This is a genomic window from Formosa agariphila KMM 3901 (assembly GCF_000723205.1).
Taxonomy (GTDB): Bacteria; Bacteroidota; Bacteroidia; order Flavobacteriales; family Flavobacteriaceae; genus Formosa; species Formosa agariphila.
The window spans coordinates 3,476,652-3,490,291 of sequence record NZ_HG315671.1; the positions used below are offsets into that span (position 1 = coordinate 3,476,652).

General features: G+C 31.1%; 11 protein-coding genes. 4 read left to right on the top strand and 7 right to left on the bottom strand.

The annotated features are described in order from the left end of the window. Window positions 1-3: 3 nt before the first annotated feature. From BN863_RS14700 to BN863_RS14725, 6 genes are all read right to left on the bottom strand, one after another. Window positions 4-960 carry a GDP-L-fucose synthase family protein gene (locus tag BN863_RS14700; protein WP_316930391.1) on the bottom strand — a complete coding sequence of 319 codons (957 nt, stop codon included), beginning with the start codon at window positions 958-960 and terminating at the stop codon, window positions 4-6. 24 nt (window positions 961-984) lie between these two features. Beyond that, window positions 985-2,103, bottom strand: a complete 1,119-nt coding sequence (gmd, locus tag BN863_RS14705) for a GDP-mannose 4,6-dehydratase (protein WP_038531895.1) — start codon at window positions 2,101-2,103, stop codon at window positions 985-987. 22 nt (window positions 2,104-2,125) lie between these two features. Further along, window positions 2,126-3,124 (bottom strand): SDR family oxidoreductase, encoded by a 999-nt coding sequence (locus tag BN863_RS14710; protein ID WP_193363884.1) that lies wholly within the window; start codon window positions 3,122-3,124, stop codon window positions 2,126-2,128. A gap of 23 nt (window positions 3,125-3,147) precedes the next feature. Continuing rightward, window positions 3,148-4,440, bottom strand: coding sequence for a nucleotide sugar dehydrogenase (locus BN863_RS14715; protein ID WP_038531897.1), 1,293 nt, complete (start codon window positions 4,438-4,440; stop codon window positions 3,148-3,150). Window positions 4,441-4,925: 485 nt separating this feature from the next. Further along, window positions 4,926-5,444 carry a hypothetical protein gene (locus BN863_RS14720; protein ID WP_038531898.1) on the bottom strand — a complete coding sequence of 173 codons (519 nt, stop codon included), beginning with the start codon at window positions 5,442-5,444 and terminating at the stop codon, window positions 4,926-4,928. Window positions 5,445-5,639: 195 nt separating this feature from the next. Further along, the gene (locus tag BN863_RS14725; RefSeq protein ID WP_242404040.1) at window positions 5,640-6,314 is read right to left on the bottom strand and encodes a zinc-dependent peptidase; all 675 of its coding nucleotides are present in this window, start codon (window positions 6,312-6,314) and stop codon (window positions 5,640-5,642) included. A 486-nt stretch (window positions 6,315-6,800) separates the two neighbouring features. On the opposite strand from BN863_RS14725, the gene BN863_RS14730 reads away from it, so the two are divergent. The 4 genes from BN863_RS14730 (at window position 6,801) to BN863_RS14745 (ending at window position 11,512) form a co-directional block, all read left to right on the top strand. Next, a complete protein-coding gene (locus BN863_RS14730; RefSeq protein WP_158409031.1) occupies window positions 6,801-8,993 on the top strand; it encodes a T9SS type A sorting domain-containing protein in 2,193 nt (730 codons plus the stop codon). Window positions 8,994-8,997: 4 nt separating this feature from the next. Then, the gene (locus BN863_RS14735) at window positions 8,998-9,297 is read left to right on the top strand and encodes a hypothetical protein (RefSeq protein ID WP_148304628.1); all 300 of its coding nucleotides are present in this window, start codon (window positions 8,998-9,000) and stop codon (window positions 9,295-9,297) included. Between the two features lie 246 nt (window positions 9,298-9,543). Beyond that, window positions 9,544-10,428 carry a phosphoenolpyruvate carboxykinase (ATP) gene (locus BN863_RS14740; protein WP_038531903.1) on the top strand — a complete coding sequence of 295 codons (885 nt, stop codon included), beginning with the start codon at window positions 9,544-9,546 and terminating at the stop codon, window positions 10,426-10,428. 10 nt (window positions 10,429-10,438) lie between these two features. Beyond that, a complete protein-coding gene (locus BN863_RS14745; protein WP_038531906.1) occupies window positions 10,439-11,512 on the top strand; it encodes a nucleotidyltransferase family protein in 1,074 nt (357 codons plus the stop codon). Window positions 11,513-11,614: 102 nt separating this feature from the next. Here BN863_RS14745 and BN863_RS14750 read toward each other — a convergent pair whose 3' ends face one another. Next, a complete protein-coding gene (locus BN863_RS14750; RefSeq protein ID WP_038531908.1) occupies window positions 11,615-13,411 on the bottom strand; it encodes an AMP-dependent synthetase/ligase in 1,797 nt (598 codons plus the stop codon). Between the last annotated feature and the right edge of the window lie 229 nt (window positions 13,412-13,640).

Below are 13,640 nucleotides of genomic sequence, written 5' to 3' on the forward strand. Positions count from 1 at the left end.
AATTTATTTAGATAATTTAACTTGTTTAAGAGAAGCATGATGTTCTAAAAACCAAGCATAAGTTTTTTTAATTCCTTGTAATAATTCTATTTCATATTTCCAACCTGCACCTTTTAGCTTAGAAACATCCATTAACTTTCTAGGTGTACCGTCAGGTTTTTCTGAATCCCAAATAATATCGCCTTGATGTCCGATAACATTTTGAATTGTTTCTGCTAATTCTTTTATTGTAACATCTGTACCTGTACCGACATTATATAAATGTTCTGGAAGCTTGTTGTTTACAGCAAATACTACAGCTTGAGCCATATCATCTACATATAAAAATTCACGCATTGGCGTTCCACTTCCCCATAAGGTAACGGGTGTGTTTCCATTCTCTTTCGCCTCGTGAAACTTACGAAGCATAGCTGGTAAAACATGTGAAGTATTTAAATCAAAATTATCGAAAGAGCCATATAAATTTGTTGGCATTAAGCTTACAAAATCTTTATTATATTGCTTTCTAATAGCTTCACAAGCTTTAACACCTGTAATCTTAGCAATGGCATACCATTCGTTTGTAGGCTCCAAACTGTCTGTTAACAAACAGTCCTCTTTTAATGGTTGTGGCGCTAATTTTGGATAAATACATGAACTTCCTAAAAAGATAAACTTCTCTACATTTTGTTTATGAGCCGTATCAATTAAATTATTTTGAATTTGTAAATTCTCCATTAAAAATTGATAAGGAAACTCGCTATTTGCTAAAATTCCTCCAACACGTGCTGCAGCATCTATAATAACATTTGGATGTTCTGAAGCTATAAATTCTGAAACAGCATCTTGGTTACGTAAATCTAATTCTGAACTCGTCTTTCCTATTAAATTTGTATAACCATCTGCTTCTAAAGCTCGCCATACAGCTGAACCCACCATACCACGATGGCCTGCAATGTATATTTTGGATTGTTTATGTATACTATTCATTTTACAGTTTTAAGCCTATTCGAAATAATTTAAAGTATCATATCCGTTCTCTTTCAAAAACTGATCTTTTTGCATCAACTTGATATCACTTTGCATCATATCTTTTACTAAATCTTGTAAATCGTATTTCGGAATCCAACCTAATTTATTGTTTGCTTTTGAAGCATCTCCGATAAGCAATTCAACTTCAGTTGGTCTAAAATATTTAGGATCTACAGCCAACACTTCTTTTCCTTTTTCTAATTGAAAATCTGGATTTTCGCACGCAAGAACATAGGCTTTTTCTTCAACGCCTTCGCCTTTAAACTCTAAAGTAATTCCTAATTCAGCAAATGCCATTCTTACAAATTCTCTAACACGAGTTGTTTTTCCAGTAGCAATAACCCAATCTTCGGCTTCTTCAGCTTGAAGAATCATCCACATCATACGAACATAATCTTTCGCATGTCCCCAGTCACGTTCTGCATCCAAATTTCCTAAGAAAAATTTATCTTGAAGTCCTAAAGCAATTCTGGAAACGGCTCTTGTAATTTTACGTGTTACAAACGTTTCCCCACGAATTGGTGATTCATGATTGAATAAAATTCCGTTACAAGCATACATATTATAAGCTTCACGGTAATTTACGGTAATCCAATATGCATACATTTTTGCAACCGCATACGGACTACGCGGATAAAAAGGCGTAGTTTCCGATTGTGGTACTTCTTGTACTTTACCATACAATTCTGAAGTAGATGCTTGATAAATTCTTGTTTTCTTTTCTATACCTAATAAACGCACAGCATCTAATATACGTAACGTCCCTAATCCATCTGCATTTCCAGTATACTCAGGAATTTCGAAAGACACATGTACGTGGCTCATCGCTGCAAGATTGTAAATTTCGTCTGGTTGAATTTCTTTTATTAAACGAATTAAATTTGTACTATCGGTCATATCGCCATAGTGCAAAAAGAAATTACGGTTATCGATATGTGGATCTTGATATAAATGATCGATTCGATCTGTATTAAAAAGTGAAGATCGACGTTTTAAACCGTGAACTTCATATCCTTTTTTTAATAAAAATTCACTCAAATAGGCACCATCTTGGCCCGTTACACCTGTAATTAAAGCTACTTTATTGCTCATTATGTTTTTACTTTATTTTTTTCTATAAATTCTTCCAATACCAAGCTACTGCCTCTTCAATACCTTTCTCGATAGTATGCGTTGGTTGGTATTCTAATTTTGTCTTTGCTTTTTCAATACTAGCTAATGAATGTGGAATATCTCCTAAACGATTTGGTCCATGTTTGATATTTACTTTTGCTATTTCAACATCAAACTTAGACAAGTATTTTTTTAAATAATTTGTTAATTCTAATAATGTAGTACGATCTCCTACAGCTGTATTATACACCTCGTTCAGAGCTTCTTCATTAGTAGTTGTAATGGCTAGCAGATTCATTTGCAATACATTATCTATGTAAGTAAAATCGCGTGAATAAGAACCATCGCCATTAATTAATGGACTCTCATGTTTCATAAACTGTTTTACAAATAAAGGAATAACTGCCGCGTAAGCTCCGTTAGGGTCTTGACGACGACCAAATACATTGAAATAACGTAAACCAACAGTATTCAACCCATAAGTTGAGTTAAAAATATCTGCATATAATTCGTTAACATACTTAGTGATTGCATATGGAGACAATGGTTTCCCTATTATATGTTCTACTTTTGGTAATCCTTCAGAATCTCCATAAGTGGAACTACTCGCTGCATATACAAAACGTTTCACTTTTGCATCGCGTGAAGCTACTAACATATTTAGAAAGCCATTTACATTAACTTCGTTTGAAGTAATTGGATCTACAATTGACCTTGGTACCGACCCTAAAGCTGCCTGATGCAACACAAAGTCTACACCTTGACAAGCCTTATGACAAATCTCTAAATCACGAATATCGCCTTCTATTAACGTAAACTGATTATTTGCCAAATAAGATTCAATATTATGTTTATGTCCGGTTGAAAAATTATCTAAACAAATTACATTTGCTTTGTTTTCTAATAAAACCTCTACTAAATTTGAACCTATAAAGCCTGCTCCACCTGTTACTAAAACCGTTTTATTTTGTAAACTAGGTTTATTCAATTCTGCTATCATAATTATTTTTTTCAAGATTCCAATTACAAACGTTTATTAACTATCTCATTAGGGAGGATGCCTTTTACGTCATAAACAATTGCGTTAGTAGCTTTAAGTTTAGCTATATCTAACTTTAAAAATTCCTTATGGGAAACAGCTAGAATAATGCTATCATATGTATTTCCTTCAATATTAGTAACTAAATCTATACCAAATTCATGTTTAACTTCTGCAACATTAGCCCAAGGATCATAAACATCTACATCCATATGATATCCTTTTAAACTATGATAAATATCAATAGCTCTTGTATTTCTAATATCTGGACAATTTTCTTTAAAAGTAATCCCTAATAACAATGCTTTAGACCCTTTAATACATTGTCCCTGCCCAATCATTTCCTTTACTATTTCCTGAGATACATATTCTCCCATACTGTCATTTAAACGACGACCTGCTAAAATAATTTCCGGATGATATCCTGCTTCTTGTGCCTTTTGCGCTAGATAATATGGATCAACACCTATACAGTGTCCTCCTACAAGTCCTGGTTTAAATGGTAAGAAATTCCATTTTGTACCTGCAGCTTCTAAAACGTCATGAGTATTAATATCTAATAAATTGAATATTTTTGCCAACTCATTTACAAATGCAATATTAATATCACGTTGACTATTTTCAATAACTTTTGCTGCTTCTGCAACTTTTATAGAAGTTGCTTTAAATGTACCTGCTGTAATTACCGAGTTGTATAATTGATCTACTACTTCTGCAATTTCAGGAGTTGAACCCGAAGTTACTTTTAATATTTTAGCAACAGTATGCTCTTTATCCCCTGGATTAATACGTTCTGGTGAATACCCTGCAAAGAAATCTTCATTGAATTTTAAACCACTTTGAGCTTCTAACACAGGAACACATTCATCCTCTGTAACACCTGGATATACTGTAGATTCGTAAATTACAATATCACCTCTCTTTAAAACCTTACCAACAACTTCAGACGCCTTTATTAAAGGTGTTAATACGGGACGATTATTTTTATCTGTTGGAGTTGGAACCGTTACGATAAATATGTTTGCCGACTTTAAATGTGAGACATCGGTAGTTGGCAATAAACCTATAGCATTAGATTTTAATCCACTTTCATCTTGAAGCACCTTTTTTAAATTTTCAGAACTCACTTCTAAAGTGTGGTCTTCTCCTTTATTAAGTTCTGCAACACGATTGGTATTAATATCAAAACCAATAGTATTATACTTTTTAGCAAATTCTACAGCTAGAGGCAATCCTACATAGCCTAAACCAATGATTGCAATGGTATTGTTAGTCATATTTTTTACAAGATTTAAACATAAATTTTTTCTAAAAATAATTCAAAATTTATCAACATTTAATATCTCACCACAGCTATACTGCAGCGCCCCTAAATAAAAGTTATTTCAATTATTTCATATATTTTATTGAATTTGTAATTAAACTACAAAATCTCTCTTTTTTTTAAGCACCATATTATTTGTAGCCTATGATATTTTCAATTCATTTTAAAACATCAACTTAATCACCTTTTATAACAATGTTTTATCTGTTTCAAAGTAAAAATCGAACACCTTACGCTATAAAAAAAACTTTGTTTCACTCCTGATTCAAAAGTCTCTCCAAAACCATAAACGGCAACAAAGGTACAAATACTTTTTTCTTTCTATCATTCTAAAATCCAAATCTATATTTTAACTAGATAACAAGTTTTAACCTACATCTATTTGATTTTCTTGAACTTTTTTTTGTTTCCACACCTTGACATAACACCATGTATTCTTTACTGCTCTATAAGTTCATCATAAATAACGAAACCATCTTTACGCTGATAACTATCTGTAAAAGTAAAATTAACCTTCCTTTTTATTTCAGATTCAATTTTACCTGCCATTTGATTAATATACACAGTATTTAATTCTTTTCCTTCTACCACAACATCAATAAGACCTGAATCTAACCCTTCTGCATAATCACCTATAACAATTACACGAGACACATGTCCCATACGAGATAATACTGTTTGAACAATAGTATCTAACCCCACGTATTTACGAACCATATTTTGTAATGGTTGATAAAGCGGATGATTTGTATTTGCTTTGTAAGTAACTTTATTTTGCTCTTTCTCTTTCCCGAGATAGCCTGCCGAAGATAATTGATTTAATTCTTTTCTTACAGAATTTGTAGATTCATTAAACTCCAATGCTAAACCACGTAAATAACCACTGTTATTTGAGTTGAGAAACAACTTAACTAGAATGCGAATTCTTGTTTTTGAGGTTATTAGTGATTCTAACATAAGGCTTTTAAAACGAGTAACAAAACTACTCCTTTTTATTAATATCAAAAACAATTTCAATAAAGATTTTAACGAAAACGTTGTAAACCATAATAATTAACAATGTGTTCATATTAAAACAATTATACAGAATTACAGTATATGTTTAATAGGTGATTTGAGTAGACTTTTAAAACACATCTTGAATTACACGTTTCAATATCCTTTAAAATCGAAATTCAACATTTGTCTAGTTTTAGCATAAATTTGAGGAAACTGTAAACGAAATTCTTTCGGATCCCCTATAAAATGCTCCATTATTACAGCCAAAAATTCAAATTGATTTACAAATGCATATTCTCTAAAAAAACGAGAATCTAACAATCGCTGTCTTAACAATTCATCTTTACTTAACAGCGCGGTTAACTCTTCAAAACTATCTGTAAAAATACTAGAACTCACATCTCCTTCTTTCAAACTATTTAAATGTATAGCATGAGTGAATTCATGTATACCTAAACTCTTATTGTGCTTCGAAGCATTAAAACCTTTATTAAAATCTGCCCAAGATACAACCAAAGCTTTCATTCTAGGGTTCATTTCACCTTTATGATAGGCCTTGTTGGTTGTAGAATAAAATTTATCCGGATATATAAAAATATTATCTATTAAACCTATAAAAAAGTCACGAAAACCAAAAGTCAGAATAACAGCATGTGCAGAAATCAGTAATTTCATTTCATTAGTCACTTCTAAACCTCCTCTTCCTATAAATTGTTTGTCTTTAATAAAAGCAATAACGCGATGATTAAAATGTAAGCGCTGATTAGTGTTTAAACTCCGATAAAAGTCGAATTTCTCATATAACAGATTCACGTCTCTTTGCTCCATTTTGTTTAACGACATGTAAAAATGTACAAACATTGGTTTCTTAAACCGAATTACATACACCATTTCTATCATTAAAAAAGAATAATACACAATAATAAAAAAAAGAAAAGAGAAGAATACACCCAAAATAATAGAATTAGGTATATTTATTTGCTGAATAAAAGCGGGAGAGATATTCATGTTTTTTTTAGTATAAATTAATAGACGCATAATAATTTAAGTATAAAAAACTGACTATCTGAGCATTCAACTCATTATTAGACAACATCCATCATTAAATCGGCAAATAACCTCATGATAAAATAATAATTTTCATCCTTAAACCCTTAAATTCAATAATTTTAGCAAAAACAAACAAAGTTTAATACTATTGTAAAACACAGTGTATATTTTTAATTATATTTGCGCTTCAAAAACTATCTTTTAAATTTAGTTTAAAACACTTACTTTATGTGAGTTGCTATGAATCAAAAAAAAAGTAATACTATGAAGAAAATTTACTATTTATTATTAGTCTTTTTATTAACTATAACACATTCGTCCTTTGGGCAGGAAATTACTGTTGCCACTCAAAGTTTTGAAGGTGTTGGAAATTGGGATTTAAATGAGATTCCAGACACAGGAACAACTCAAAACAATGTAATTTGGGGAAAAGTTTCAAGTCTAAGTACTTTAGTGCCGTCTGCAGGCAATCAATTTTGGGGGCTTAAAAATCCACTTACTAATCCTAATAATTCAGTTTACACCCTTGCATATGAATCTTTAGCAATTGACGAATATGAGGATGTGAAAATTTCTTTTGATTACATGTACGAAAGTACTTCTAGTATATTTCCTTCAACTTACGCTACTTTAAATATTGACGATACTGTTTATTATATAGTTTTACAATTTTCAGGTAATACTGGTTCAAATTCTATTACTATAGATTTAAATGATTATCCTGCTCACCCAAATCCAACTAATGTTTCCTTATCTATTGTTGTAAATTATAATATAGGACCACCTCCATTCGGAAACGCTAGTAATTTATATACAAATGTTAATCTAGGTTTTGATAATTTCAAAGTTAAAGGTAGCATTACTGGATTCACAGGATTCATCTATGACAACGGATGGATGAATGGCACTCCAGAAGACTCTAATGCCTCACAAGCTAAAGATGCTATTATTGTAGCTGGAAATTATGAATTCACTGGAATTACTAGAGTTAAAAGTTTGACTATTTCAGGGACGGGAAGTGCTACGGTTGCAGAAAACGCAACATTATATATAGCTAATGATTTACTAGTCGATGATAACTTAATAGTAAACTCTACAAGTAATTCTTATGGAAGTCTATATGTTAACGGTTCTTCAACAGGTAGTATGACTTATAATTTATGGGTTAAAGAATATGATACTAATGACCTAGTCACTGCTCCAGTTTATGGAGAAGATTTCGGTACATTTGCTTCAAGAAACGAAACTAAATTAGCAACGAGTGGATCAAATTCACGAGTAAAAGAATTTGGTCCTTTCATTAAAAACCCAGGAGTTTATTTAAAATGGGATTCATTAAATGAGAAAGATGAAATATTAGAAACAGCAGAAGGATATAGAGCTGCTACGAAAACCACTAGCGACAATATATTATCTTTTAAGGGCCTAAATCACACTACTAATTATAATAAATCCGTTGAACATGCTCCTGCTGGAGCAGCTTCTCAATGGAATTTAATTGGTAACCCGTACACAACTTACCTAAATATCCCTGAATTTGTTAACTATAACAAATCAAAAATGGAGAATGGTAAAGGTGGGGTTTATGCGTATAATGGAACGAACTGGACTGTATATAATGAAAGTAGCACGACACATATGGCGCCAGGCCAAGGGTTCTATATCGCTACACAATTAACTAGTACCACGATGAATTTCATTAGAGGAATGAGAGAAGTTCAAGGAGGAGACGATTTTATAGCAGGAAGAACTACTGCGCCATCTCTTCTAACTTTAAATTTATCTACTTCGGCAGAAGAAAAACATAGTACCGAAATCTATTTTAACGACGAGACTACACTTGGATTAGACCAGGGATTTGACTCTAGTATCTTTGGTAATAATGCTTCTGGATTTACAATGTTTACACAATTAGTAGAATCAAATCCTAGTTATAAATTAGCAATTCAAACTATGCCAAATACGGCCTTAGACAACGAAGGGACTGCTATACCTTTAGGTATTATAGCTCCAAAAGGACAGCAAATTACTATTGATATTAAAGAAAATACTTTAAATAGCACGGCAACTATTATACTTGAAGATACTAAAACAAACACTTGGACGACATTAACAGATAAGGCATATGTTTTTACTGCAGAAGAAAGCTTAAATGGTTTAGGGCGTTTTATATTACATGTTTCTGATGCTAATAGATTAAGTATAGTAGAAAAAAACACATTAGAATCTTTACAATTTTTCACAGGAAATAAGAGTATTAAAATAAAAGGTAATCTAGAAAAGAACACAAAAATAATCGTATACGATATTCAAGGTAGACAAATAAACAATTCTGTTTTATCCAATTCGGTAAACGAATACACTATTAACGCTAACAATTACAGTAGCGGGATATATATTGTGAAAGTTGAAAATCAAGTTGGAAACCGAACTACCAAACGTGTTATTTTAAAATAACATTTTGAATACAAAAAACTTAATTTATATTTGCACTATGAAAAAGGAAAATAAAAATACAGAAATAACTCGTAAAGAAGCCTTAAAAAAAATGGGGAAATACGCTGCGTTCACCGCTGTTGGGACATTTGCAGTACTAAGTCCTTTACGTGCTAACGATAGAAGTACCCCAATTAATCCTGGAGGTGATGGTCAAGCGGGTGGCAATGAAGACACCGGTGTAAATATTAACCCTTCAGCTACTCAGCAAAATTCTTTCGAAGAAACACAAGTGGGCAATACTTCAGTAAAAAGTAACTTCTAATTGCAAGTTAAATTTGCTTATAAATACTTTAAATCTGTTAGTGACTATGTGATATTATGGTTCGAGAAATCGAATGAATACACGATAATCACTAACAGATTATTTTTTTGCATACGTATATTTCTGAACTAAAAAAATAAAAAAGAATGCGTCCTTATATATAAGCAAAAGCTAAATTTTTCTACTAAAGAATCTAAAGAGTTACTTGACGATATAGAACTTTTTTTAAGAGACAGAAGTATTCCTTTGAAAACCGAATTAAAGAGTAAACTAAAAATTGACACCAATTACAGAAACATATCAAAGTCATACAAGACAAGTGACCATAAATTTACAATATATTTTCAAACAGATACTTTATTAGAATACATACATCCTCAGATAGCTCATTTAGAATCCAAATTCGAAACTAAAGCAGACTATTGGTTTGATTTCTACGAAGAAAATAACCAAATTGTTTTTTTTAAGAACAATAATTTTATAAAAAATTATTCCCACACTGGATTTCATAAATTACAAGGGCAATTTAACACAGAATTTATTTGTTCTCTATATTCAAAAAAAGAACATGATTGGTTAGGTATTTTTCACGCTTCAACCATATCTAACAAAAAAGAATCTATCATGCTTATTGGTAAGTCAGGAAGTGGAAAAAGCACTTTAACAACAATTCTGACTAACAGTGGATATAATTTAATAGCAGATGATAACACACCTATTCTTAGAAACAATTTAAACACTTATTATCTACCTGCTGGAATATCTGTCAAACCAGGCGCTTTTTCAAAAATTAAACGTATTGTACATAACTTTGACAATCTTCCTCAAAACTATCTAAAAAATCACAAAGGAGGGATTAAATACGTGCCTAGTTTAGAACCGGAAGTAAAACATGTCCCATGTAATACAATTGTATTAGTAAATTACCAACCTAAAAGCAAAGCTCTATTAGAACCAATTGATATTAAAACAGCTTTAGAGATATTAATTCCAGATTCTTGGATTTCTCCTAAACCAGAAAATGCAAAAGCCTTCTTGGACTGGATTAGTACTGTTACTTTTTACAAACTTACATATAGCAATAATCAAGATGTTATTAATATCTTTTCAACTATCTTTGACAACGACTAAATAATCGTTTATGAATCCTCTTGGAACTCCATTATCTGATATCGCTCACATATTGAGTTTTAATTCTGAAGACACTATTTCTTTAGAACAAGATATTAGTAATGAAAATTTAGATTGGGAAGCCATTGTAAAATTAGGTAGTAAACACCTTATTATACCAACGATTTACAGTCGACTTAAATCTAAAAAACTATTAAAGCTTTTACCTGAAGATCTTCAAGAGTATTTAAAATACATTTATAGTCTTAATAAAGAACGAAACGAATCTCTATTGAACGAAGTAAAACATATTAATTCTTGGTTTATAAAACAGAATATTGAACATGTCTTTTTAAAAGGTGCGGCCATGATTGCTTCAAATTATTACGAAGATAGTGGAGAACGCATGCTTGGAGATATCGACCTTTTAGTACCTAAAGAACAAAGTGAAAAAGCATTTCAAATTTTAGTTGATAAAGGTTATACCTATGCTAAAGAACCGACTATAAACCCTAAATACTTCGAGGACAAGCATCTTTTAAGGTTAGCTTCTAAAGATTATATTGGTGCAGTAGAAGTCCATTTTAAAGTATTAGATAAAGACCAAGAAGATTTACACCCAAAAGATGTATTAAAAGATAAAACGTTTATAAATATTACTGGGATACCTATTCCCCACCCTAAGCATTTACTAATTCATAACATCTTAAACTTTCAGATTAATGATTCTGGATCGTATTACAATTATATCGGACTAAAAAACTGTTACGACTCTATTGTTTTACTTCCACATTTAAACCCTAAGGAGAGAAATGAATTGTTTAATAATCCTCATATATTAAATAATTTAAACTTAGGAAGTTTATATTTTAAAGATATTCCTGAACCTCCACATTCCATTAGGGCAGCTTATTATCGAAGTATTTATAGTTTAAAAAACAGATATAAAGCATTTAATTCTATTCATTACAAAACGTTAGCTTACCTAGATTTTTCAAAACTACTATTACACCGCTCCTGGTTTTTTATAATAAACAAAAATTACAGAGCCGATGTCCTAAATGATAGAGAACGCATTAAAGAATTTATTAAATCGAAGTTGTAAATTTTAGATTTAAGCACATTAAGAAGCCTTTTAATAACTTGATGAAAAGAACAGTAAGAAGGTAATAAAATCTAAATTTAAGCTATACTAGCCTGAATATTTTTAATCTGAATACATTTTATCTATAAGCTCTTTATGCTTCTTCTGAATTACTTTTCGTTTCAGTTTTAAAGTTGCAGTTATTTCTCCAGACTCAATACTAAACTCTTTTGGTAGTAATGTGAATTTTTTAATTTTTTCGAATTTAGAGAACTCTTTCTGAAGCTCCTCAAATCGCTTTTCAAAAAGGGTTATAATCTGACTATTTGTAATTAAATCTTCAACATCTTTAAAGTTAATTTTATGCTCAAGAGCATATTTTTTTAAATTATCGAAGCTTGGTACCGCCAAAGCTGTTACATATTTTTGCTGATCCCCAATTACTGCTATTTGTTCTATAAAAGAATCGGTAATTAGTGCGTTTTCTAACTTTTGAGGTGCGATATATTTTCCTCCAGAAGTTTTCATTAAATCCTTAATTCTGTCAGTAATAATCAAGTTACCACTGTTATCTATTTTACCTGCATCTCCCGTTTTAAACCAACCACTTTCAAAGACTTCAGCAGTAGCTTCCGGTTTTTTATAATAGCCCTTCATTACACCAGGACCTTTTACTAAAACCTCATTATTGTTTCCTATTTTTATTTGAGTGCCTTCTATAGGCTTTCCTGCAGAATTAAATTCAAAAAATGTATCTCCAAATAAACTTGCCGTTGCCGTTGTTTCGGTTAATCCATAACCACATTTTATATTAAGTCCAAACGAATGAAAAAACGAAACCATATCTGGCGCCAATGGAGCTCCTCCGCAAGGCATAAATTTTATACGTCCACCAAATACATCACGCAACTTACTTAACACCAACTTATCGGCTATATTGTATTTTAACTTCAAAGCTAGAGGCACGTTCTTTTCTAAGCGCTTATGCTTATTATAATAATTGTTACCTACTCCTAATGCCCAACTAGCCAGTTTCATTTTAGTAGGCGAAGCCTCTTTTCTTTTATCTTGAATTGCAGCAAAAATCTTTTCAAAAATTCGAGGTACTGTACACATTAAAGTAGGTTTTACTTCTGCAATAACATCTACAATTTTTTTAGGATCTTGATTAAAGTATACTTCAATTCCTTTTTTCAAGCAAAAGAATACCCAGCTTCTTTCGTAAATATGACTTAAGGGTAAAAAACTTAAAGAAACATCCTTGTCTGAAACTTCTAACTCATAATCATGAGCCATTAATGAACCTCCAAAATTTGTATAATCTAACATAACACCCTTTGGTTCTCCTGTAGTTCCTGAGGTATAAATTATACTTGCTAAATCTTCTAATTCACGCTCATAATCCCTTTTCTGAAGTTCTATTTCAATAGTTTCAGAAGCTTTGAATGCTACAAAATCTTCTAAATACACTGAATTGTCTGAAGGTTGTAGCTTGATGGTTTTGGTTAACGCAACTATTAATTTTAGATAATTAGAACTATCTAAAAGCTCATAAGCTTTATCATATTCATTCTGATCACCAACAAAAAGCAGACTAACTTCTGCATCGTTAATGACATATTCAACTTCTTTCTTAGAGTTCGTTGCATAAATTGGAATAGTTACAGCTCTAACACTCATAATTGCAAGATCTGCAATAATCCAATTAGGCATATTCTCTGAAAAAATAGCAACATTTTGCTGCGGTGTTATACCATAGTTAATAAGGGCTTTAGATAGTATTTCTATTCGAGATTCAAAATCTAACCAAGAAATACCTTCCCAAGTATTAAGTTCATTATTTTTAAAAAAAATTGCGTTTTTATTTCTAAAACGCTGACTATTTTCCTTTATCTCTTGTACTAAGTGTTTGTACTCCATTACCCCGTTATTGGTTCAATTTACTATAGGACTTTACCTATATTAAAGCCCTCAAAGTTACGAATAATTGCATTCTTATCACTCAAATTGAAGATTTTAGATTTCACACAATAATTTTATTATAGAATTTAATAAAGTGAATGGGTATATTATATATATAATAAAAATAAAGTGATTAAATTTGTATAGAATTAAAATTCACATCTTCAGATATTAAAAAATCACCAAA